We start from the raw sequence: 26,011 nt of genomic DNA, 5'->3' as shown, positions 1-26,011 counted from the left end.
TTAGTTTTTAATAATTACCTCTGGAAGTTGGATTGTTATAAAATCAGTCATAGTTGAATTCTTATTATAGTTAATATAACTACCATTTCCAGATGTGTAAATTTTATAATTTGGCGTTGTTCTTCCTGGATATTTATTATTATACCAGTTTGTTACTGATGTAGCAAAGCCAGTATCACCAGTTCCATCATTTAAACCTGATGGGTATGGTGTATTTCCAGGATGATTATGTATATGCCCTCTTATCGTATAACCATTATGAAACTGCGTATTAATCATCTGTGCCACCCCTTTTTCGGTTGCCTTATCGTGAGAAGTAGTTAAGTAATTTAAACCCTTTTTGCCAGCTTCTCCAAGTTGTGTTTGACTCCATTCTACATCTGTATTGTCAGCTGCAAACTCAAATAAGCTACTTGCTTTGGAATCTCCTCTTACTTTTAATATATCATAAGAAAACCAATTCCCATCTGAATCTTTCCCATTTTGTGAATATTTCTTATTTAAAACCCCTTTGTCAACTTCAATTGATGTATCAGTTTCAGCTCCATTGGAATCTAAGGATATTAATTTATCAGTAGTATCATTTGTAGCTCTTAAAAAAGTAATTTTTCCGTTTTTATCTATACCATAATCATCCAATGGCATTTCAGGTGCCATCCCAGTTGGGTCAGTAAAACGAACAGGATTGTTAAAAGTATAATTGTAAGGCGACCAACTTGGCATACTCTCCGCCAAGGGATCCACACTCAACCACACACTCCATTTTGGATCGTAATATCGTGCACCATAATAATAATTCCCTGTTTCTTCATCTAACTCTTTACCGTTAAATTTAAATGGGCTGTTATAACTATTTTGGTGCTCGTCTACTAAGGTTTCTCCAAATGGCATATACTCTATGTGTTGGCTTACTACTCCGTTTGTGTTTGTAATATACGAAGAACTTCCTAAATGGTCACTATGGTACCAATAGGCATCGTATTTTTCTGGTATGTGAACATAAGGCTTCGCTAAATCCCCCTCTTGCCCTCCTGAATTTGGAGTGTTAAAATTACCGCCTTGTTCTAATTGAGTATATGAATCGTATAATCCTGAATATGCACTTAAAACACTTGCATTAGCACTATCTCTAATTGATTGAAACCAAGAAGAACGCATTATAGGGTATAGGCCTAAATCTTTCATTGTACCTAATGTACTACTTATTCGCTGTGAACCTACATAATAGTGTTTTGTGTAATTACTAACCAAATCGCCTCGATTAGGAACAACCCCGGGTTTACTTAGTGCTTTTGCTGTTACTAATGCACTAGGATACAACATTACCTCGTCGATTTCGTTTTTAGAAACATTGTTCGCATTGCTTCGCACATCTGCGCGGCTAGGAACATAGCGCACTACTCTTTGCCCGCTAGCATCGTAAGTATAAACAGATAATGGATGGGCGCTCTTATCTTCTGGATTTAAATCTACAGCGCGTAGTCTATTCTCTTCATCCCATACATTTTTTCTTAATATGGTTTCTATCTGTTCCACAACACCTTCATAAGCGGGGATTTGCCCCGTGTTTTCTACAACAACCTGTTTTATAAGTTCCTGATTACCGTTTGCATCGTATTCTATAATTTTTTTCTTATAGCTAGGGTCTGTGGCAGGGATTCCGTTTTCCGAAGGGGTTTCAATTATACTTCGTGGAGCATGCGGTTGTACATACCCAAACTCGCCATCTTGTGTCGGTGTTATATTTACACCTGTAGCATATTCTTCATATTCTAAATGATAATTGGTTTTAACCATAGTTTCAGGATTATTAATAGGCTCACCATAACCTGTTACCACTCCTTGAATATGTGTTTGCTTTTTTTGTGTAATATTATGAGCTAAATCGTATTTCATTTCTAGAGTGTACTCTTGGGCTAGAAAAGAAGGTGATAAATCGTTTGGCCCAGTATAACGACCACTTGCTGTTACAAGTCTATTATACTTATCGTACTTATAGGTATGGCTAACAGGACCTCCCAATTGCCCTGGATTTAACGTGCTATTTTCAGTAGAAATTCCAGTAATATTACTAAGTCCATCGTAAGTATATTGGTTGTTTAGTTCCACCCCATTAAATTGATGTTTAAGGTCTTCTAATCTTCTCCTATTATCGTATTCATAAAAAGTCTTAGTGCCATTACCATAGGTAATTTGGGTACGCTCGCCTAAGTCGTTGTACTTAATTTCTGATATAATATGGGAGGACGCATTAGGTACACCAGGAATAGATCGTTCAACATTTTGCAAACTCCCGCCGGAGTTATAGTTATACCTTAGAGTCTCATTGTCGGGATAAGTAATTTGTTTTATGCGGTTATTGCTATCGTACACCCATTGTGTATAAAACCAAAACGTATGCCTTCCTGCTACAGCAACCCCTCTAAGGTGGTTATTTAGATTGCCTAAATTATCATAACCAAAACCTTGTACACCAGACGCGTCCTTTTGCATATATAGCCTACCTACCGTATTTAATGCCTGTGCGTCTTGATCTCCATAAGCTCCATACGTATAGGTTACATTGTTTTCTTCGTTAAAAGGGTAGTTTATAGCAGTAAGCCTATTAAAATTGTATTGATAGGATATAGCTTGCTGCCCCCCATTGGCTAAAATATTAGAGGTTGAGCGTTCTACAAGATTACTTAATACATCATATTTAAAAGTTGTAACCCCTCTATCTGGGTGACGTTCTTCTAAACGTCGTCCAGCTAAATCATATTTATAAAACGTTTCATAACCTTGGTGATTTTTAACTTTTATCTTTTCTCCAACCGTATTAAAGTAAAACTTAGTAGTTAAATCTCCATTTTGCACTGTTTTACGCTGTCTGCCCAGCACGTCGGTATGGTTTTCAAAGGTCTGGGTACTTTGGCCGTTGTAGTTCGTGTTTAATGTTATTAGCATTCCATCTGTAATACTATAATCCATTGTGGAAGTCATTCCTCCTGGTTGAGTTGTGGTTGTAATACGATCTTTAATATCGTAATCCATAGTGATTGGGCCAATAGAATTGTAGAAGTCATCAATGTAATCTTCTGGGTTGTTAGGATATAATGATGATTGTACGGTAGGCAAATAGGCTGCTGTTGTACGACCAAAAGCATCTTTTTGCTCCTTACCACTAATCAGCCATTTTAATTGACCTGCTCCATTATTAGGATTGGTGTATAGTGCTTTTTTAAGCTGAATAGCTTTTCCTAATCCATCTACTAAACTCACTGTTAATAATTCAGTATTAAAAGCTCCTTGCGTATAATTGCGAGTAATCGCATGGTGTTTAGACTCTCCTAAAGGTAAGTCGCTAGGACTAAAACTACCTTGCGCTATAGCGTAACCATTACCATTAAAAGTTGGATTACTAGTCTCGTTTTCGTATTGCATTTTAATAGTCCAACCATTTGGCATTTCATTGGGAGCTGTTACTTCTACAAGTCGCCCTCTATTATCATACCGCGAACGCATTTTTTTAGCATTAGCGTCTGTTATTAAAGTTGGGACACCAAACAAGTAATTATAACTAGATGTAGCTATTTCATTAAACGGGTTTTTAACTTGTATTGGGTAAGTATGTAACGCTGTGTCGTATGTTATATTCGTTTCAAAACCACCTTGTAAAATAGTCTTTTCTACATTACCGTAACTATCATAATTTAAAACAACGGTATTAGTATCATTTATATTAAGCTTAGTTTTAATGGTGTTTAACTTTCCTTTATTATTATATACGGCTTCTCTTTCTCTTAATAACTGGCTAGTAATCTGGTCGTAAACCCTAATACTTTTAACAAGACCTGTGCAGTTATCTAAATTAGTGAATTCACTGTCACTAGCATATTCCAACTCTGTATAATAAGCGGCAGTATTAACACCGTTAGCATATTGATTACCAAGATTTTTATAAATCAATAAATTTCCGATACTATCATATTCACTAAAATGTTGTTCTACACTAAGTCCTATGCCTTCTTCATAAGTTGTAGATACTGTTTTAACAGGCGCCACAAATAAACGCGATTTATCTAAATCTGACACATTTACATTACCTTGTAGATAATTGTTAGCTTCTGAAGCGTTTAAGTTTATAATTGGTTGGTCGGGATCCATTATATTATATAAAGTTGTAGACTCCGTTAAAACTTCTCCATCACCTTTATAAGTAGCTGTGCGTTTTGCTAATCCTTTTAAATAAATGTTTTCGTTATGATATTCTGTCACAGAATAGCGATAAGTAGCATCGTTATTTAATACATCTTTCTGATCTACACGCACCTCACCAAATCCTAAAAACTCACGATCTCTTCGGTCGTATTTAGGGTTTTCATAACTTATACCAGCTTTAGAAATGTTAGGAGCAAAATTAGAATCGGCAATGAAATTATCATCGGTTGCTATTTCCTTAAGCACCCACTTATTATGAGGCATATTATAGGTGTTTCCTTCTCGATTGTAATTAATAGTCCAACTACCACCCAAAGGAGTGTTTACTGTTTTAAGTAAATTGGTTTTTCCTACTTTGTTAAGTTTTGCTATAACATCTCCGTTATCACTTCCCTTTTGAAGTACATCTGGAAGCCCATCACCATTTATATCTTGTACTGTAATTCTTTTCTCATTAACGCCAGCATTTACACCTGCGGTTGGTGTAAATGTAAATTTAATAGTCAAAATCCATAGAGATATAAAAAACCCATAAGTTCCTGTGCCATAAATATTACCTGTAAATGAAGTACTTTTATCTATAGAAGCATTATGAAATGTTTGGATCGCAGTAGATTCAAAACTAGTGCCATTATTAAGATAAAATTTATAATTAGAGCCTGCTTCCTCTACAAGATCTGGAAGCCCATCGGCATTTACATCAATTAATGCTGCATTGAGTTTAGCATTGCTTTCTGCTGCACCAAAACCAGCAGCCCAAGAACTACCACTTATTCCTCCTCCGACACCAATGTTATTCCTTGTACTTACATACAAGTCATTGTAACCAGAACCCCAAACTACTTCGTTTCCAAAACCATATCCTGTGTTAAGTTGTACTCTTATTTCGGTTTTATAAATGGTGATTTTATCTGTGAGACCATCTCCATTTATATCACTCCATTGTTTACTATCATAAGAATTACCATTACTCGTATTAATTCCAGAATTTACATTAGTCTTAGTAGCATTAGTCGTATTCATATTATCTGAAGCTGTTGAATTTGGAGCGGCTCCAGAAACTGTTACTCCAACTGTTTCGTCTTTACTTTTTGCTCCAGACACAAAATTATTAACAATAATTTCGCTAGATAATCCACCTCTCATACTAGTAAATTGTATGTTACCGTTTGTAACTATATCTGGATAACGGTCTCCATTAAGGTCTAAATATTGATTCAATATTTTTGAAGATGCCTCACTTTTTGTCCCCGAAGCTCCTACAGATCCAATACCAACATTACCTGAAGTAGATTTACCTTTCGATATTGAACGCTGTTTTAACCCCGCAAATGCACTGCCATTTATAAGTGTAGCTGGGTCAGTCCATAAATCATAGATATTATGTTCTGCAAAACGTCCTAATAAAGTAGTTAATTGATTACTATTATTAAATCCAAATTTTACTGGTATATCTGCATTGTTTTTAATGGCAATATTTTTATAGCTATTTGTTTCATTATCTTGAGTGTAAAAAGTATAACGTATTGTAGTATCATTTAAATCCATATTACTCGGATCAGCATTATCAATATCGTTTTGTAAATCATCAAGATTTGCATTGTAGTCAAAAACGGACATATCTATAGCTCCATCAAATAAAGTAGAAGGTGTGTTATATATAATATTACCTTCATTATCATACTGGAATTTTAGTCCTCCATTATATAAAAACTGTCCCCAACCACGGTAAGTCCATCCATAGAAAGTAGGTGATTTAGAAAAGAATGGCTTATTTAATATTTTGGTTGTAAATGAGTTATTTGTCACATTTGGATGTAATGATATGCTAATCTCTGCACTATTATTTTGTCCAAATTCTGGATGTTCTAAATAAAAAGAAGCATATAGTTTACCTGATGAATTTTTAAGTTCTTGTACCTTTTCTTTAGTAATATCATATTGAAAGTAAGGTTTATAAAATGAATTACTAGGAACTATTTCTGAACTCGTTGGAGTGCTTGAAACACGGAATTTATAGGTGCAAAAATCTGGCTGTAATGGAGGGTCAAAACAGTCTATTTTATGTAAATAAAATGTACGCTTGTGTAACACTCTTGATATAGAGCTTATTTCTTCTTTCACTACCCAGTTAATTTTAACTGGAAACTGTACATCTTCTATATTGGTTATAAACTGACTATAATCAACGTCAAACATATTATGGTTTATTTGAAGTAAAGGATTATTCTCATCATTTGGAATAGTAGGATCTATGTTTGGATTTGGAAAACTATTACCATAAATTTGATAGTTACTTTGATTCACATTACTATCATATGCAATATAGCTAACTGGCGCATAGTGTTGTCCCGATGAACCACCAGTAATAATTGGTTGCCAATTTATTAGATCCCATTGCACATTAGAATCGCTCTCTACATATAATCGGTATTCATAACTATATAACCCATTATTAACAAACTGATTTGATGTGCTATAAAAATTGGAAGGTAAAGAAGTAAAAGCGGTACTTCCGTTTTGATGATTGTAAGTTTTACTCCATACCCAGGATAACTCTTGATCGACTTCGCCTTCATTTGTGCCACTTGTAATATGTCTTCTTCTAACTTTTTCAATTTTAAACGTTATATTGTCTGAAAACTGATATTGAGTGAAGCTTGGTAAGTTCCAATTAATAGAAATACTATTATCTTCTTTATCTGGAGACCAACTTCCTCCATTATTCATCATATAATCCTCATGAGCTTTAAATACACTATAGTGTTTACTTTGCTCATTAGTTGTATTCGGAATATTAATTAAAGGGGTATAGGTTACGATAGGATTCCAGTCTAATTCACCACCGCATCCATAAACTTCATTATGCATTCTAAAAAATAACAAATCTCCCTTTATAACACTTTGAGAAATATTATATGATTTTGTTTGATTAACATTAGAGAGAAAACTACTTGAAATTTGATTTGTAGTACCAGTATTTTGTCCATTAGAAGCACGTTCTATTGTTAATTTAAATTGATTAGGTTCACTGGAGTTACCACAATTGTTTTTCGCGATTAGTTTAGCTACTCCTTGAATATTAATGGTTCCTGTATAAGGTGCTGTCCAAACTTTTACATGGTCAAACTGAGAATGTTCTTCTCTAAGTTCTTCTTTTGTTTCTAAATCAAGATTATTAATTAAAGCTGTATTTATTGCTCCTGATGTAATTGGATTTTCAGTAGTGTTTACATTAGCATTAAAACTTATGCTTGTAGGTGTAGACCACGGTGACGTTCTGTTAAACCTCACTGAACCTCCTGTTATTATATCCGGAAGACCATCGCCATTAAAATCCGTAAAATAGCCATCTGTTTCAGTACGCGTTTTATTCCAATTTCTTCCAGCACCAACTAGCCCAAAAAGATTTGCATCTATACCCTTAGTATTTGTTTTAGATTTAGTTTCATCTAAATTATTCCAGCCAACAGGAAGTGATGAACCAAAACTTCCTTGACCATTTATAACTCCTAAATTTGGTAAATATTTTAATCCACCTGAATCGGGCTTATATACTTTATCTGGAAGGCCATCTCCATTAATATCTAAAAAACTAATTCTTGTTTTTTCTTTAGCTTGACTATAATTATTAGAACCGCCTAATGTATTTCTTACACTAGTGACTCCTGTTCCCAAGCCGATACCAAACCTTAAGCCATAAGAATCGCCACTAGTTGTTCCTGTTCCTAGAGCAGAACCATTAGGTATTGCAGTACCACCTGGAGCTAAATCTAAAAGAGGTGAGCCTAGGTTATCTGAACTACCATTCCAATTAACAGACCCTGTATTAATAAGCTGACCATTTCCAACCTCATCATAATACTCCATAGTATTTGAGTAAAAATGATTTCCAGCTGCGTCATATTCTGAAATCTTACTTAGCTGCATTTTTTTAAATGCAGATTCTATATAATCAAAACGGTAGCTTCGAATAGGCTTGGATAGACCATCGTAATACTTAATCTTGATTTCTGTAAGCAATTCGTGTTCTGCCATCATAACACCATTTCGTGCACTCAAGGCAACATCTGTACGGTTTATAATAGCACTAGAACCAAGCGTGTAATTTTTTCTTAGGAAATCTATTTGATAATAATTAGGATTAGAACTCCCTTTTAATGTGTATTTAATGGTTTTAGGGTAGAAATACTGGGCAGTAACTCCATTTGTTTCCTGAGTATTTGCCATTCCTTTATCGTATTGATAAATAACATAATTTCCGTAAGGGTCTTGTGTTTTGTATAAAGCCCAATGGGTTATATTTCCTGAACTTAAAGTAGCATCACGAATAACAGTGTTAGTAGTTGTTCCATAAAAACTCTTGTTTCCATACTTGTCCGTAACTTCCCATTTATAATCTTGAGTAGTTGTTCCAAGACGAACAATTTTATAAAAACTCCCTTCTTTTCTTAAGTAAAAAATCTTTGACTCATTTTGATTTCTGAATATATCACTTGGATATCGATGTGGATTTGTGTAATCACCATTAACTTTTTGAACTAATGTTTCTCCATTTAATTGATAAATTTCCGATTCATTCACGGAATCAAAACGTGGCGTTCCCCAACGCGTGTCAAGCGTAATAGACGGTAATTGGAGGTTCCATCCAACACCCATCCAGCCATTACTGGCCTCACTGTTGTAGTTAACGCTTAAACTTGGCATCATACCATTTCTTCCTGTTGGTAATTTTATTGGAAAACTAGTGGACGCTATACCATTAGGATTTGGACTTGGTGGAGAAATACTAACTATTCCAGCGCTAGGATCTGCATATTTCATGTCGCTAATTGTAGTAGGAACAAAACTTGATGTTTCAGCCATTTCTGGTACTTTAATTACACCGTTTATATAATCAGTATCTCCATTATAATTAGAAATAATTGTTTTACTTTCATAATCTAAACTATCGACGGGTAAAGCAATCCATTCTCTTTTTTTCTTATCAAAGGAGAAGGTTCTAACATCCTTACCGCTATAGCCATCAGGAATTTTAGTCTCGTCGTATTTTAAATAAACCTTAAAAGAGCTACTTTCCTTTTTCTTAATTGTTTTTACTCTATAACCTAAAAATTTACCAGAAGTTACATTGCTAACATCACTATTTAAAGGTCTTAGTTCCTCAAATCTAAGCCCCTCAATTCCCAACATATTTTCTGTAAGTTTGGACACTTTGGAAACATCTTCTAATGTTAAAGCATCGAGAGTTAAAGTATTCTGCATAGCATCATTATTAACACTGGTAATTTGGTTCGCAAGTGTATTTGAAAGCACCAAATTAATAGACTCTTGACTATAATCTAATGTAAACTCTTCTTGTAATTGATTGTACTTTCCGTAATTAATTTTTAATGTTTTAAAATTATTAGGTACAGTATCAAAAACATATTCAAAAACACCATTTTTAACAGCAATCATTTTACCTAACACTTCTATTTCATTTATGTTATTAGTAACATACCCAAGTAAATGTAATTTTCCGTTAAAATTAGTAAGTCTCTTTTGAGTTAAAAAAAAGGTTCCAATCCTTTTTTTAACAAATTTTATACTTAAATTTTTTACCTTATATAAATAGTTTTTATCTGCTCTTCTGTTAAAAAATATTTCGTTTTTACCATTCTTTAAATATTGGGCTGGAATGTATTCTTCAACTAGTGTCCAATCTTTATTTAATTTTACAGCCTGCCCTCCATATACTGGACTATTATTTATACTTTTGGTTGTATGCTGAGCCCCCTCTACACCAAATACATTATAGGTTAAAACGACATCATAATTATTTATATTTAAAGTATCAGGTAACGAAATGGTAAAGAAATTATCCTTAGGATTTTCTCGACCATTAGAAGAAATACCAATAATCGCTTGTTCTTCCAAAGCATAAAACACCGTTGTATTATTTTTATTAACTAAAGTCTTTTCTTTAGATTTTGTGCGTTTAGTTTTATAACTGGTTGTATCTATATTGTCACTAGTGGTAAAAGGTTCTTTATAAGTTTTTTCTGATAAACTACTGTTGTAATTATCAGTATAACCATAATTTGATAACTTAATAACTTCTAGTCTGTTAACACTCTGAGATATTTGCTGAATAGGTTGACCAAAAACTATAATATTACTAAGCAGGCTAGTTAATAGAGTTGCAGTAAAATATGATTTTTTAATTGTTTGAAAATGGTTAGTTGGCATAAAATTAAGGCTATTTATTCTATTATTACTTTATCTATTTTCACTCCTAAAGAAGAGCTTGTTCTAATTACGTACATTCCTGCAGATTGTAAATTAAAAGGAAGTGTGTAATTTGAATCTCCAGTGATCTCAAGACTATAAAGTCTTGCTCCCGTTACTGTGAAGATTTCTACAGTACCATCAAACTGTTCAGAACCTATTAATTGATATGAGAAAGTAGTATTTGGTTCTGAGGGATTTGGGTATACTTTAGTCTTTAAGGAAATTAAATCTTTTATTTCATTTAGCGATTGCGGAATATCATAATTATTATTTGGACAATACCCTTTAAAACTAAAAGATTCAGTTAGAAAGCAACCTGAGGCACTATCAAAAACCTCAACTGTTACAATAGGATGAAAGTTTGAAGTATAGGGAACTTGAGTACAATAATTTCCATTATCAGAACTAAATGAAATAATCGGTTGTTCACTAATTAGGATGTCATTAATTGTCCATTTATACTCGACATTTTGGCCAGAAATTAAAAGACTAGCATCTAATGTATAATCTTCCCCTGTACTAATATGAGGATAGTTATACTGATTGTTAGGATAGCCGAAGTCACCTGGATAATATATTGAGGCATTAGTCATATATTCTATTTGGGTAATCAAATCAAGCTCAAAATTCTGAATGAAAAATTCGATACTTTCCATATAATTAGCCCCTTCTGAATCAGTTATCGTAATTGAGTATAACTCATTAGCTAAATCAGATATAAGTATTGAATTATTATGAACATAATTGGTGCTACTTTGGTTTGATTGAATTACAGTCGTGAATGGTGGCACACCACCATTAATGGATATATTAATACCATTATTATACTCATTACCACAACCTTGAATAATTGAGACAGATGCAGTAAAGCCCCTATTTATAACTTCGATTCTATCAGAGACAGAACATGAAAGATCTCCACTATTAACTATTACTTCATAAGTACCCATATCTGTAACAATTATTGAACTTCCAGTTTCATTTAATAAAATGCCATCTAAATACCATGCGTAAGTAGCGTCTGGATCTTCTATACCTTGGCTCGCATCTAGCACAATCTCAGTTTGAGAAGCATTCAAATATTGATCAGGGCCTAGATCTAACGAAAAATCCCATCCCTGGGCAGTGATATCTACTTGTGAGACCACCCCTTGTTCGTCATATACAGTTATATGATATGTAACTCCCACTTCTCCTAGAAAAGTAAAAGAATTTTCAGATGTATCGTACTCATCAGTTCCATCTGGATATTCTACAACAATATGATAATAAGGTTTACCTCCAGTTATATCAAGAACCACTTCTAATTTATCACTTTTACAACCCTTCACTTGTGCTTGAACAATCATCTCTGGTCCAGATCCAAAAGTGAATTGATCGTAAATACTAAAATCTGAATCGAAATATATATCTGTAAAATAAGCGAATCCTTCTTCCAAATTTACGTTCCCTACGTAATACTCTACATTTTGATTATTAAAATCTGACACTTCATCATTACCTATAAATTTATCTTGCATTAACCATAACACATTATCTGGTCGTGATTGCAAATATGCTTTTACCTCACTAGTTAAAAATAATTTGAAGTGAATGGGTGAGGTATCCATATTTTTACCTGTACGCTGAGCTAACCAAACTTTTTCCCAAAATGCAATTCTATTGGAATTCTCTTTGATAAAAAAAGGTTCCCCTTTATTATCGCCAAAAACAAGAAAATGATTATCATCTAAATTTATAGTTGTTTGTTTCTCCATATTGGTTTCTGAAATTTCATCTATAGCAGAAATTAAGTGGTTTTTTAAATGCGTGCTTTCACTTTGTAATTGATTTAATCCAGAGGTAAGATCTTTACCAAAACCAAAAATTCGATTAGCAAATAAGTCATTATTTGACTTATCCCAAAAAATCAAGTTTTTAGAGTTTAAATAAGATGTTTCATTATTCAGGGTTAGACCATATTTAAGAGCCAAATAGCTTTCAACCCTATTACGTTCATTGTCACTTAACTCTCTAGGAAAAGACAAAAATTCAGGAAAACGACCTCGAAAAAAACTATCCTCGTAATTTTCGTCTAGAATTATTACCTTTGGTTTACCAATGAAAAACGATGTTTCTCCTTCTTGTCCATAACTTTTAAATTTTTTATCAATATTGTAGTTGTTGGTATGGTAAAAATTTAAATTTGCATTTTTATCACTAGAATAATTTGCATATAACCTATCCGAAAAAACATTTTCGTTATTTAGGTCTATAAAATTTCTAATTATAGAATCGTTTTGTATAAAGTCTGATCTCCAAAATGTTGCCAAGTGCGAAAACGACAACTCTTGCTCATAAGGCTCTCCTACAAAAAAGGCATTTCTGCCTGTAGAGTTTTCTAAAGGTGCTCTATATTCTAAACAAAGCTTCTCTGAAAAAATAGAAGGATTAAAATTAAATAACCCTTTTTCAAAATGCTCTCCACACCTTTTTATTTTAATATCGGTTTGAGCGGAATTAACAAACTCACTATTGTTAATATCTTCCCAATCTCCCATATACCAAACTTCGGCTCCAGTTACACCTCCTGGGTAATTTTGTGCCTTTATAGAAGTGTGAGAAAAAATAAAACTCATTAAAAACAAAAATGTAATCCTCATAAGTTAGTTTTTATGTTAAAAAAATATTTAATTATTAAAAGATTAAGACAATAAAAATAGAATCTCATTTTAATAAAAAAAAACAACATTATTTAAATAATAAGTGGTTATCAGAATTTAAATAAATGCTATTTATTTTTAACTAACAACAAAAACTCTATTATTTCGTTGAAATGCAGACAATTACATATCGATTTAAATTATTTTAAAGAACACGTCATAAATTAGAGTTATTTTAGGACCTATCTAACTAACTATTTATACACTCTGTAATCCTAAAAATTATAAAGTAGTGACAGCAATTTAAGTATTAGTAAATAATTCAAATTATGTAAGCATTATTTATATCTTTTAGGGGATAATAATTTTAAGTTTTTAACCAATAGCGTCCTAAAGGTTGTAAAAAGCAAGAGGATAAAGTCAAGTATCTCAAATATTTTTGAGTTGTAGAATAAAATCCTTCCTCTTATGGTTAATGCAACTCTATTTTCTCAAATAATTTAAAAACTAGACATTTCTAAACTTAACAAACTAGTTAAAACTTGACAAACTGATAGACACTAAAAGTCTTTAATAGCTTGTCTCACTCGGTCACAATGCTGTTTTATCAATTTTCAAGAAGCCAATCGCTTCGGGATATTATTAAAGATTTACGTTTTACAACAGGGAATCTTAATCATTAAACGATGAGTAAAGCGCCATCAAAATCAACAATAGGCTATCATAATCAAAACAGAAATTAGGAGCTTTTTAAAGACTACTATATATTTTGCTAGAAAGTTTAAGACAGCAGGCTTATATGAAGCGTTCAAAATTTAAGATAAAATCAAAAATATTCCTGCTCGATGCCACAACGTTAAGTCTTTGTCTTAGCCTACTTGATTGGGCAAAATATAAAACCAAGAAAGGAGTAGCAAAAATGCATACTCTGCTTGATTATGACGGGCATTTACCAGCTTATGTAAACATTACAGATGGTAAAACAGCAGATAACAAAGGCGCTTATGACGTACCTCTTTTAAAAGGAAGCGTTATAGTTGCCGTTAGGTTTTATAATGATTTTTCACTCTCAAATGTATGGAACACTAACGGTGTTTATTTTGTAGTACGACATAAGGATAACATAAAATTTGAAACTCTAAAAGAATTAGAACTACCATGGAATATAAATCAGCTCGTCCTAAAAGATGAAATTATTGCGCTTACAGGGAGGAGACTAAACAAAAACACACTAAAAAGCTGCCCAGAGTTGCCCTGTGGGATGATAAAAACTAACAGATCATCCAGGTCATTACAAACCAGATGTCTTGGACAGCAAATACAATAAGCGAACTATTTAAGGCTAGACGGGAGGTTAAATATTTTATTGGTACAAGTCGAAATGTGGTAATGATACAGATATGGACGGCATTGATAACTCTACCTATACCAAAAGCACTGAAAAATCAAGCAAAGCATGCTTGGTATTTATCAAATTTAATAGCCTTGATAAGGCTTAATCTATTTGTCAAAGTAGAGCTCAACATATGGTTAGATAACTCCTTTGCAAAAGAGTAGCCCCGCCAGATCAAAACTTACAAGGAATTCCTTTTTGAATAAATAGAAAAATAAACGATTAAGCCACTAAAATGATTAAATTTAGTGTGCCTAGAATTTATATAAGACAGGATAGTGTCTTAAATAAACCTTCAAGAACTGAGGTTTACTAGATTATGACTATTGTGGAGTGTTAGAAAGAATAGCGTAGTTAAAACCAAATTTGTGTAGTAGACTGTTGGTTTTATTATTTTGCTTTAATTGTGCAAGGACAGGGCGACTTATTTTCTTAAGCTTTGCCCTGTAAATACTACGATATTAAACATTTCGAATAATCTATCGTAAACGCGATGCCCATAGCGCTCTCCTAAACCTCGTAAGGTTTCCTCAACGCTATGAGATGATGATATAAAATTCATAGTTGCATAGGTAATCTGTTTGTTATCGTATCTATTGGATAAAATATTCCCGACTACATCCACTATCCCATAATTACTAGCATTTTTTTCTGATCCAATATCATCTATAAAAAGACGTTTCCTGTTTAAATCTTTAAAAAAGTAATCTTTTTCCATTGCGTTTGAACACTTTTCATAGTCGCTAGTAAGTAATTTTGAACTGTATCCTTTAAACCGCAATGGTGTATAGTGTTTAAACACGGTTTCAAAAGCTTTAAGATAAACAGTTTTGCCAGTTCCTACGCCACCTATTATTAGCAAGCCTTTATTAAAATTTGGTTCATTTAAATGGGTTACCAAGTTTTTGCATTCAAAAAACTTAGGATCGTTTAGAAAATAGTAAAACAAAACTTCTAAATTATTTAAAGTCTGTTCATTTTTAAGAAATTCCTTTCCATTTTTCTGGTAAAAAACTTTTGTGAAAACCTTCCACAGTTCGGCTTTAGTGGGTGCATTGGCATTCTTTTTCGCATTTTCCGCTGTATGATTCTCGGGATTAGACATAGCCTTGTATATCTGCTCGAAATTTTGCGTTTTATTTTGTCTCATCATAATACCTTTATCTATTAGTTTGCAATTCAGACTCCGCTTTAAAATTCGTTTTCGAATGCCTTTCGTTAGCCATCCATTTTTTTACTCGTGCTTCGGTATTCCAAAATTCATAAGACTCAAATCTCATAGCACCTCCTTTATTCTCTTCTGTATAATACTCATAAAACCGTTTTAAATTATTTTCTGGATATTGAGATAGCTGAAATATTTCACGTTTAATTCTCTCTTTATTTTCCTTTTTTACATTCTTTAGTTCTTTAGCATTCTTAGTTGTTGTTACTGGAAGGCTATTGGTTTGTGCCTTGCTCGCTAATGGCTTACTATTTGCTTGCGAGCACTTAGGCTTCTCTCTCCCTAAGCCATCACCGTTGTTGGTTTTTTTAGCGTTATCTGTTTGCGATTCTGATTCAATATTCAAATAGTCATTAAACTCTGGGCTTACTGTAATAACCGTAAACTTTGAATTAGCATTAACCTTAATATATCCGCTGTCTTTTAACTTTCCTAGCGCTGTTCTAGTCTGACTTACTGTTAACCCTGTTTGATTGGATAACTTATCGTTAGAGGTTACAAACTGCCCTTTCTTTATCGTATATCCTTTCCACTTTTTTGTAGTGAAATTGGCTTTCAGTAAACAATGTATTATTACCTTAAATACATTTGGATCTTCGTACCACTCCCAATTGAGAATAGCTCTGTCTAATTTTATAAATCCTAAATTCATATATTAACTATTAAGATAAATTACTTTCTTGGTCACAATATCATAATGCGGTTTAGAAGCATTAGTTCCGAGCTGTAAATTAAGAATAGGTAAATATCTATTCTGTATTAAGGAAACTATCCTATCAATATCGCCCTTTGTTGCGGGTTTGTTTTCAGGCTTAGTCAAAAGCTTAGTTAAAGCGCCAACTGCTGCACTACCTAAAGCTGCATTTGCAACACCAGCCATTGATGGATGTTCTATTTTAACTGGTGATCTGTTAGAGCTTTCTTTAGCAAGCGTTTCTGTTACTTGCAGCTTACTTTTTTTGTTTTTAAGCTTGAAAGCACCAACTCTGCAACTGGCTGAACAGTATTTTTGAACTCTACGTCTGCGTGGCTTGTAGTCTTTACTACAATATCCACAGGTATACTTGTATGTATCCATAAGCGTTATTTAAACGTTAGAGTAACGCTTAAAAGTTAGAATTCTTTAAAATATACGCGTTCGCACGCTCTTCTAAATCCTTTTTTGTAGAAGCTCTACCTGAATTTATCCATTCAAGTAATTCGGATTTATAGAAATACAGTTTTTTTCCTTTTTTACAAAAAGGTATTTTCTTTCGGTGGACTAAGCCATAAAGCGTAGGCTTAGTTAATTTAATTAATTGAGAGGCTTCGTTCATGCCTAACAACTCTTCAGAATCACTTTTTTGATTCTGGGACTCGTTTACAATTTTAATCGTTAATTTTTCTACTAGTTGGTCTAGTAACCCTTCGGTGAGGATAAATACTTTTTCTGACATAATAAATTATTTTAATAATTATTATGCAATACTATGTAGCTTTAAGCACGTAAGGTCTTCTCTTAGAATTTGCTTAGAATTCTAAGCAAATCATTCAAAAGCCTCATAACCAAAGTTTTAATCTATGAAAACAACAATTACAAGGCATATATATCATTGAAAATTAGAAACGGTTTTATATTTTACCTGTGTGTTTATATGTTTTTAATGCTGAATTTATTACTGAAATATTAAACACTTTGAATTTTGAAATTATAACATCTATTTTATCACTCCTTGTTCGATCGGAATATTGATCATAAATTTTTAATGAAGTTGAATACTGTTTAGAGGAAGAATTTGATTTACCTGTCAACTCAATTTCATCTTCCAAAGAACCTAAAATGGAAATCATTTTATTAAAGTTATGTAAACTGATCCTCATTTGATCTCGCTCACTATACTTAAACTCCTTGTTTATCACTCTAAAAAAGACACCTCTAAGAATAAGTTTTTCTTCGTCTGTGAAAGGGTTTCCGTCCGATGGTTTCTGTGAAGTAACTTTTTTACTTTGTTTTAAATTAGAATCATCCAAAGTAATTACCATACCTCCAGATTCAATTTCAGAATCAGGGTGTTTCACTTTATACATTTCATAAAACTCTTTAGTAGTATTAAGAGTCCTCCCTTCTATATTTAAAAAGTCAATATTCTCATACATCTTAGTATCTCTAACCAGTTCAAAATAGGATCTATGTACCCTAAACCAACCGATGTTTTTTCGAATAATGTGATGCTTACATATTGCTTCGAAAAGTTTCTGCTTTTTTTCTTTTTCGTAATTTACAATTAGGCCTTCGATCTCTAGTTCCATAACCGTATTAAAAAACTCTATGTGGGGATAATTATTATAATCTTCATATCCTTTTAAAAAAGCATTCCATACTTCAGGTTCCTTCGTCTCTAAGTATGTTCTATAGTCTTCAATTTTTTTCGAATAATAACCATTACTAATCTCTTCCTCAATTTTAGTGTATACAATTCGAGGATCTTTAGCTTTAAAAATTGAGACGATGTGCTGTTTCATCTCTTTTGCTGTTTCCTTTTCGTATTTAAAATACACTTCTCTATAATCCATCTAAATCTAAATTTATTCTGTTAACTGCTTCTACTTTATTTCTATCCATAACCTTGGTGTAAATTTGAGTGGTTGAGACATTCTTATGTCCTAATAATTTCGATACGGTATAAATATCCGTGCCATTTGCTAATTGTAAAGTTGCGAAGCTGTGGCGAAAATTATGGAATGAAATCTTTTTATTTATTCCTGATAATTTTATCCACTCTTGAATTGGTTTAACGATTCTAGAATATTCCATTTCAGGAAATACTTTTCCAGAGGTAGTGCCTTGCAACTTTAAAATACGCATAGCGGCATCAGACAGTGGCAAATTACTAATGTTATTCGTTTTCTTTTCGTGAAGTTTAATATAAGAGCCTTGATGTTTATCATTATAAATACTTGCCCATTCTAAAGCAGAAATATCTACAAATCTTAAACCACTTAAGGCTGAAAACAGTGCCATGTGTTTTACAGATTCTATTTTAATAGGTGTATTCCAAAGCGTTTTTAACTCGGCTTCATCTAAATACTCTCTGAACGTTTGCCTCTCCTTAATGTATTCTGCAAATTCCGCCAAGTTTTCATCCAACAGTTTTCTTTTGTAAGCTTCTTTTAAAACAAACATAAATTTCTTGTAGTAAGTAGCAGCAGTATTAACCGATAATGGTTTCTTGATTTTCGATCTTAAGTTATTTGTACTTAATAAAAACGATCTAAAGTCTCGTAAATGTTCTTTATTAATCTCTCTAGTTTTTAAAGTACTGCCATATTTAGTCTGAAAATACTTCATAGCGGCCATCCAAACTAAATAATTTTTATGAGTTGTTTTATTTAAAGCCTCTTCTGCGATTAACTCAAAAAAACTTATAAAGTTAACGTCTAAATTGATATTTTCTTTAAAACCATACTCTCGATCTCTTAACTGAAGTAATCGCTTAGACCTAATAAGTTCTGCAAATTGAATAGTCTCTTTATTGTGTGCCTTCTCCATTTCGTTTAAAGGCAATTCGTGAATTTTAAGCTTCAGAAACTCGCGCCGTGTAGATTTACCTGTTCTAGGATCTACGATCTCTGGATAGAAATCTAAATACAGACTTAACTTACCATTAGCTATTTTTTTCTGTCTTAAGGTTACATTAATCATATTAGATGTGGTTTAGTAAATTATCTGCTTCTTCTTTCAAAATAAATACGTGTTTATGCTTTTGAATTTTCTCGACCTTATTTCGTTTTAGAATTTGATAGATTGAAGATTTGGAGTACTTATATTTTTCTAAGAGTTCTGAAACTGTATAATAATCATTCTTATTAAACACTACAGGTAACACTCTCTCATTTTCTTCCTTTAATAGCACTTTATCTAGCTCGCTTCTTTTAATGCGTGTAATGCGCTCTCCTAAGTTATTCGCACACAAAGTTCCTTCTTGAATTAACCTATAAATTGTACGTGTCGAACAGCTCAGTAATTTGGCCGCTTCACTCACCTTTAGAAAAACCTTAGAATCCAGACTAATCACACTTCCGTTTTGCGCTTCTATTTTCTTTTCAGTTTCTTTTTTCGCAATACCCACCTTAGCTTCTCGAACCCTTATTTTATAAGCCTTTGAAGAACATTTTAACGAACAATATTTCGTTTTTGTGGTCTTCGCTACGAACACAAAATTACAATGCTGACATACTTTTTCAATGCTTATATTCGAACTCATTTTAAGATAATTTAAGTGTCTCTAAGGTGTTTTAAGGGTCTTTAAGCGCCATGATTTGCCCCCAAAACATCGTTTTTACAAATATATTAAAACGAGGTACAGTATAGGTACAAAAAACACTGAAAAATGCACCTAAAACACAAAATATTAAAAACAAGAGTATAAAAAAACCCTTATTTTATAAGGGTTTTGTGTGTTTTGTTATGTAGTATTATGTGTGTTTACTTTCCAATACAGAAATTAGCAAAAATATTTCCTAGCAACTCATCGTTAGTAACGTGTCCTGTAATTTCGCCAAAATGGAATAAAGCTTCACGGATATCGATAGCTAAAAGATCGCCAGAAACACCGTTTTCCAATCCGTATTTCACTTTTTCAATCTCTTCAAAAGCATTTAATAAAGAAGAATAGTGACGCGTATTAGTTACAATCGTTTCATTATTTCTTAAAGCACCTGTGTTTACAAAACCAATTAGTTTGTCTTTTAAAGCGTCTACTCCTTCTCCGGTTTTGGCAGATAACAAATGAACATCTTCAAATTCAGTATGTAAACGCTCTATTTCTTCAGCATTTAGGGTATCGACTTTATTAGCTATAATCACCATCGGTTTTAAGGGTAATCGGTTTTTAATTTTCTCAATTTCTACTTTTAATCGGGCCGCTTCCGTTTTAAATTCAATCGCCGAAAACAATAAAACAACCACTTGCGCCTGCTCCATCTTCTCGAAGGTTTTCTTGATCCCTATACTTTCAACAACATCTTTTGTTTCTCTAATTCCCGCAGTATCTATAAATCTAAAGCCTATACCATTTATTACCAATTCATCTTCAATAGTATCTCTCGTAGTACCTGCAATTTCACTAACAATCGCGCGTTCTTCATTCAGCAAAACATTTAGCAACGTAGACTTCCCCACATTGGGTTCTCCCACAATAGCTACTGGAATTCCGTTTTTAATAACGTTCCCCACAGCAAAAGAATCTATTAAACGACGTAACACCATCCCGATTCGTTTTACCAATGCCTTAAACTCCGAGCGATCGGCAAACTCTACATCTTCTTCAGCAAAATCGAGTTCTAACTCAATAAGCGAGGCAAAATCCAAAAGTTCTTTACGCAGTTTGGCTATTTCACTCGAAAAACCACCACGCATTTGTTGCATAGCCACTTGATGAGAGGCCTCATTATCACTAGAAATTAAATCGGCTACAGCTTCTGCCTGACTTAAATCTAATTTACCATTTAAAAAAGCACGCAAGGTGAACTCTCCCGGATCGGCCATACGGCAACCTTTCCGAAGCAATAACTGAATAATTTCTTGCTGAATATAAATAGAACCGTGACACGAAATTTCGACTATATCTTCACCTGTATACGATTTCGGATTTTTAAAAATAGAAACCAAAACTTCATCAATAGTGCGTTTATCATCTATAATATGCCCCAAGTGAAGTGTGTGCGTTTTCTGTTTTTTAAGGGATTTATTTGCGGTTACAGATCTAAAACAAGAATCTGAAATAGTAATAGCATCCACACCCGAAACGCGAATAATAGCAACTGCCCCAGCACCAGAAGCGGTAGCTAGAGCGACAATAGTATCGTTATACATCATAGTGCAAAAATACTAAATTGAAAAGAGATAAAACTCAAAAGGTTTTGCCAAAATTTTAGTCCTCTACATTTTATCTGTTATATTTGATTTTAAATTTAAATTCAACACCATTATGATAAAAAAAATAGCGCTTTTAAGCCTTGTTCTCTTAGGCTTTTCTTGTGAAAAACAAAATACAAGCTACGAAATTAATGCCTCTATCGATTCGGCTCTAAACGATGAAATTGCGAAAATACATTCGGTTTATGGTATTCAGAATAAGGTAATAGATACCGCTGTCATTAAAGATGGTGCATTCAAGTTTGTAGGAAGTGTAGATGCTGCTAATGGTTATTATATTACTATTGAAACCCTTAATGGTGTGATTCCTATAATTCTTGAAAATGAAGAGATGACTTTAGAAGTTTATAAGGATAGTTTACAAAGTTCTAAAATTACAGGAAGTAAACAAAATGATTATGTTGCTGCATATAATAAAAGCAACTTAACTCTAAGAAATTTTAATAACAAGTTACGCGATCGCTATAAAACGGCCCAAGTAGCTAATAACACAGAAGGTATGGAAGCTGTTAAACAGTCTTACGATAGTTTAATGGTTGAAGCTGTTAAAAACGATAAAACGTTTATTAAAAAGAATACTGACGCTATAATTTCGGGAATCACTTTGGAACGTTTGGCAAAAACAAATAAAGTTGAAGAATCTGAATTTAATACGCTTTATGAGGCCTTATCTGAAAGTGTTAAAAATTCTGAAGCGGTTAAGAATGCAAAAGCAACTATCACTAAAAACAACGCAGCAAAAACTGTAGCTCCTAAATCTACAGGCGCAATTAATGTGGGTAGTAAAGCTCCAGATTTCTCAGGGTTTACACCCGAAGGAAGTGCGATTGCTCTTAGCGATATAAAAGCGAAAGTGACGGTTATCGATTTTTGGGCGTCGTGGTGCAAACCGTGTCGCGTAGAAAATCCTAATGTGGTTAAAATGTATAACAAATACAATAGTAAAGGTCTAGAAATTATTGGCGTATCACTAGATAAAGCGTCTCAAAAAGACCGTTGGATAAAAGCGATTGAAGATGATAAATTAACGTGGCCACAGGTGTCTAACTTAGAAGGTTGGAAAGAACGTATCGCCGTACAATATGGTGTACGCTCTATTCCTGCCACCGTTATTTTAGACGAAAACGGAATTATAATTGCAAGAAATTTAAGAGGTCAGCAGTTAGAAGATAAAGTCGCTGAATTATTACAGCCAAAAAGCTAAGAGAATAACGCTCGCTATAACATAAAAAAGCCTACAAGTTGTAGGCTTTTTTTATACTTATAATTTCCCTGCTTTCTTCATAACAAATAAAATAACAATCGGTAACGCCAATAATAATGTTACGGTTAAGTTTACCGTTAGCAACGAGCTTGCTAATAACAAAGTAAACACATAACCGCCAATTGCGCCACCAAAATGGGCATCGTGACCAACATTATCCGTTTTCTTTTTCATTGCATAAATAGTATACAGCATATAGCCTATTCCTAAAAGGTAGCCTTTTATACCTAAATCGAAACTCCCTATGCGCGACGGTAAGAATATAAAATAGTATTTTAATTCTGGTCCCAAAACAATAGCCGAATACAATACCCCGGTCACCGCGCCACTTGCGCCAACTGCCGTATAATTGTAATCGTTTTTATTAAAATATAACGACAGTAGACTTCCAGCAAGCAAACTACCAAAATACACGATTAGAAAACCAATCTCGCCGACACCAGCAATAACTTGATCTGCAAATAAAAACAACCCAAACATATTCATAAATAAGTGAGCTGGGTTAGTATGTAAAAATCCAGAACTCACCATTCTATATTTTTGTCCGCGTTGAATGGCTCCGATATCGAATTTGAACTTCTCGAAAAAAGCGTAATTGTTAAATCCTTTATATGAAAATATTGCATTTGCTGCAATAAGCATAATTGTAATGCTATTTAAATTGCCCATTTATTCCTTTACGTTTGTTTCAAATATAACATATATTTGCGTTTGTAAAACTAAACCTATTTAATGCAATTTCTAGTCTATATTATAGTTTATCCATTACTATGGTTAATTTCTATGCTTCCTTTTAAGTTACTATACGCATTTTCAGATGTATTATACTTTTTTGTCTACAAAATTTTCGGTTACAGAGCAGCTGTCGTTAAAGAAAATTTAAGTCTGGTATTTCCTGAAAAATCAGACGTTGAGATTAAAGAAATTATGCGCAAATTCTATCATCATTTATGTGATATGATTGTCGAAGCCCTAAAATCATTGACCATTTCTAAAAAGGAAATGCAAAAACGATTTACCTTCACTAATATAGAAGAATTAAAACAACACGAAGAAAACAACCGAAGCGTTATATTAATGTGCGCTCATTATGGCAGCTGGGAATGGATTTTTGTCTTACAGACCTATGTAAAATCTAAAGGCTATGCGGTTTATAAACGTTTAGGAAATCCGTATTTCGATAAATTAGTTAAACGAATTCGTGCTAAGTTTAACTCGTATTTAATTACGACTAAAGAAACTGCCGAAGCACTTCTTACTGCTAAGAGAAACAACGAATTAACAATAAACGGTTTTGTATCCGATCAATCACCAAAACCTTACAAGGCGCACCATTGGCAAAATTTTATGGGTATTAAAGTTCCTGTACATACGGGTGCCGAATTACTAGCGAAACGTTTTGATATGTCAGTGGTGTATTTTGGAGTTAAACGTGTTAAAAGAGGCTACTACGAAACCACGTTTACAACATTGGCAGTACAGCCTAATGACTTTAAGGATTATGAAATTACAGATAAATTCTTAAAACTCACCGAAGAGCAAATTTACGCCGATCCACACTATTATCTATGGACGCATAAACGTTGGAAACATAGAGATAAAGTGCCGCCAGAGTTTCAATAAAAAACACTAGAGACACTTGTATTCTGTATAATTTGAGTAAAATGGCGTAAGCAATTACAATTTTACTCATTTTTTATTTTACTACGCCTTTACTATAGCGTGTAATTCTGCAATCATATTATCGGCTAACGTATCGGCTAATTCTTGCGATTTTGCTTCTGTATAAACTCTAATTATAGGCTCTGTGTTACTTTTACGTAAATGCACCCAATTATCGGCAAAGTCAATTTTTACACCATCTATAGTTGTAAGGTTTTCGTTTTTATACTTTTCGGTGATTGCCACTAATAAAGCATCCACATCAATTTCTGGAGTTAAGGCAATCTTCTTTTTACTCATAAAATAGCTTGTGTACGTTTTGCGCAATTCGCTAACAGCCATTTTCTTTTCAGCTAATAAACTCAAAAAAAGCGCAACCCCTACTAAGGCATCTCTTCCGTAGTGCGATTCTGGATAGATAATTCCGCCATTACCTTCACCACCAATAACCGCATTATTTTTTTTCATTACATCGACAACATTCACCTCGCCAACCGCACTCGCTTCATAAGTACCACCGTGCTTTTCCGTAACATCGCGAAGTGCTCGCGTAGAACTCATATTACTTACCGTATTACCTGGGGTTTTACTCAATACATAATCAGCACAAGCCACCAAAGTATACTCCTCTCCAAACATCTCGCCATTTTCATCTACAAATGCTAAACGATCCACGTCTGGGTCTACTACAATACCAAAATCGGCGTGGGCTTTTTTAACAGCTTCAGACAAGTCGGTTAAATGTTCTTTTAAAGGTTCTGGGTTATGCGGAAAATGCCCGGTAGGCTCACAGTATAATTTTACGGCTTCCACTTCCAAACGTTCTAATAATAATGGAATAGCAATACCACCAGTAGAATTTACGCCATCTACAACCACTTTAAAATTAGCTTTCGCGATAGCATCGGTATTCACTACTTTTAAATCTAAAACCGAATCAATATGAATATCGATATACGCCGCGTTTTTTGTAATCTTTCCTAAGTCGTCCACTGCTGCAAATTGCATCGCATCCGATTCTGCCAAGGCTAATATTTTAGCACCTTCAACAGCATCTAAAAACTCACCTTTTGCATTCAGTAATTTTAAAGCGTTCCATTCTTTTGGATTGTGACTCGCCGTTAATATAATTCCGCCATCAGCGTGCTCTAAAGGCACAGCAATTTCTACGGTTGGTGTGGTCGATAAGCCTAAATCAATAACATGAATCCCTAAACCTACCAGCGTTTGCATTACTAAATTCTGAATCATTTCACCAGATAGCCGTGCATCACGCCCCACCACCACGCGATAACTGTCTTTATTTAATTGTTGTTTTATCCACGTACCATAAGCGGCAGCATATTTTACAGCATCTATAGGCGTTAAATTCTCACCTACTCTCCCGCCAATAGTCCCTCTTATTCCTGAAATTGATTTTATAAGTGTCATAAAG

The 26,011-nt window shown here is 33.4% G+C and carries 16 protein-coding genes; 4 read left to right on the top strand and 12 right to left on the bottom strand.

The genetic code is table 11. The features are described 5' to 3' along the window. Together ES677_RS01300 and ES677_RS01295 are read right to left on the bottom strand one after the other, a co-directional pair. Complete coding sequence (locus ES677_RS01300) at positions 1–10,431, bottom strand: SpvB/TcaC N-terminal domain-containing protein (protein ID WP_148380194.1); 10,431 nt, start codon at positions 10,429–10,431, stop codon at positions 1–3. Positions 10,432–10,445: 14 nt separating this feature from the next. After that, positions 10,446–13,115 carry a T9SS type A sorting domain-containing protein gene (locus ES677_RS01295; RefSeq protein WP_148380193.1) on the bottom strand — a complete coding sequence of 890 codons (2,670 nt, stop codon included), beginning with the start codon at positions 13,113–13,115 and terminating at the stop codon, positions 10,446–10,448. Between the two features lie 596 nt (positions 13,116–13,711). Between ES677_RS01295 and ES677_RS15835 the strand changes: the two genes are divergently transcribed. Together ES677_RS15835 and ES677_RS15585 are read left to right on the top strand one after the other, a co-directional pair. Beyond that, entirely contained in the window at positions 13,712–13,798 is an 87-nt protein-coding gene (locus tag ES677_RS15835) for a DUF4372 domain-containing protein (protein ID WP_317130599.1), read from the top strand. A 116-nt stretch (positions 13,799–13,914) separates the two neighbouring features. Then, positions 13,915–14,442, top strand: coding sequence for a transposase (locus ES677_RS15585; protein ID WP_246124306.1), 528 nt, complete (start codon positions 13,915–13,917; stop codon positions 14,440–14,442). A gap of 490 nt (positions 14,443–14,932) precedes the next feature. On the opposite strand, the gene ES677_RS01285 is transcribed toward ES677_RS15585, so the two are convergent. The 8 genes from ES677_RS01285 to mnmE form a co-directional block, all read right to left on the bottom strand. Further along, positions 14,933–15,661 carry a P-loop NTPase family protein gene (locus tag ES677_RS01285; protein WP_148380192.1) on the bottom strand — a complete coding sequence of 243 codons (729 nt, stop codon included), beginning with the start codon at positions 15,659–15,661 and terminating at the stop codon, positions 14,933–14,935. A gap of 7 nt (positions 15,662–15,668) precedes the next feature. Continuing rightward, positions 15,669–16,385 (bottom strand): hypothetical protein, encoded by a 717-nt coding sequence (locus ES677_RS01280; RefSeq protein ID WP_148380191.1) that lies wholly within the window; start codon positions 16,383–16,385, stop codon positions 15,669–15,671. 3 nt (positions 16,386–16,388) lie between these two features. Then, positions 16,389–16,811 (bottom strand): SprT family zinc-dependent metalloprotease, encoded by a 423-nt coding sequence (locus tag ES677_RS01275; protein ID WP_148380190.1) that lies wholly within the window; start codon positions 16,809–16,811, stop codon positions 16,389–16,391. 28 nt (positions 16,812–16,839) lie between these two features. After that, positions 16,840–17,169, bottom strand: a complete 330-nt coding sequence (locus ES677_RS01270) for a helix-turn-helix domain-containing protein (protein ID WP_148380189.1) — start codon at positions 17,167–17,169, stop codon at positions 16,840–16,842. A gap of 175 nt (positions 17,170–17,344) precedes the next feature. Continuing rightward, positions 17,345–18,286 carry a hypothetical protein gene (locus tag ES677_RS01265; protein ID WP_148380188.1) on the bottom strand — a complete coding sequence of 314 codons (942 nt, stop codon included), beginning with the start codon at positions 18,284–18,286 and terminating at the stop codon, positions 17,345–17,347. After that, positions 18,276–19,415 (bottom strand): tyrosine-type recombinase/integrase, encoded by a 1,140-nt coding sequence (locus ES677_RS01260; RefSeq protein ID WP_148380187.1) that lies wholly within the window; start codon positions 19,413–19,415, stop codon positions 18,276–18,278. The genes ES677_RS01265 and ES677_RS01260 overlap by 11 nt, the downstream gene beginning before the upstream one ends. A 1-nt stretch (position 19,416) precedes the next feature. Beyond that, a complete protein-coding gene (locus ES677_RS01255; protein ID WP_148380186.1) occupies positions 19,417–19,977 on the bottom strand; it encodes a helix-turn-helix transcriptional regulator in 561 nt (186 codons plus the stop codon). Between the two features lie 221 nt (positions 19,978–20,198). After that, the gene (gene mnmE / locus ES677_RS01250; RefSeq protein ID WP_148380185.1) at positions 20,199–21,590 is read right to left on the bottom strand and encodes a tRNA uridine-5-carboxymethylaminomethyl(34) synthesis GTPase MnmE; all 1,392 of its coding nucleotides are present in this window, start codon (positions 21,588–21,590) and stop codon (positions 20,199–20,201) included. A 112-nt stretch (positions 21,591–21,702) separates the two neighbouring features. Here mnmE and ES677_RS01245 point away from each other — a divergent pair, with 112 nt between their 5' ends. Further along, positions 21,703–22,854, top strand: coding sequence for a TlpA disulfide reductase family protein (locus tag ES677_RS01245; RefSeq protein ID WP_148368577.1), 1,152 nt, complete (start codon positions 21,703–21,705; stop codon positions 22,852–22,854). A 57-nt stretch (positions 22,855–22,911) separates the two neighbouring features. On the opposite strand, the gene ES677_RS01240 is transcribed toward ES677_RS01245, so the two are convergent. After that, a complete protein-coding gene (locus tag ES677_RS01240) occupies positions 22,912–23,583 on the bottom strand; it encodes a rhomboid family intramembrane serine protease (protein ID WP_148368578.1) in 672 nt (223 codons plus the stop codon). A 63-nt stretch (positions 23,584–23,646) separates the two neighbouring features. On the opposite strand from ES677_RS01240, the gene ES677_RS01235 reads away from it, so the two are divergent. Beyond that, positions 23,647–24,537, top strand: coding sequence for a lysophospholipid acyltransferase family protein (locus ES677_RS01235; RefSeq protein ID WP_148368579.1), 891 nt, complete (start codon positions 23,647–23,649; stop codon positions 24,535–24,537). Between the two features lie 81 nt (positions 24,538–24,618). Here the strand turns inward: ES677_RS01235 and glmM are convergent, their stop codons facing one another. Then, positions 24,619–26,007, bottom strand: coding sequence for a phosphoglucosamine mutase (gene glmM / locus ES677_RS01230; RefSeq protein ID WP_148380184.1), 1,389 nt, complete (start codon positions 26,005–26,007; stop codon positions 24,619–24,621). Positions 26,008–26,011: the final 4 nt, after the last annotated feature.

Source organism: Bizionia gelidisalsuginis (assembly GCF_008086185.1).
Taxonomy (GTDB): domain Bacteria; phylum Bacteroidota; class Bacteroidia; order Flavobacteriales; family Flavobacteriaceae; genus Bizionia; species Bizionia saleffrena.
Note: the sequence above shows the minus strand (reverse complement) of the source record. Positions and strands in the feature narration are given on the sequence as shown.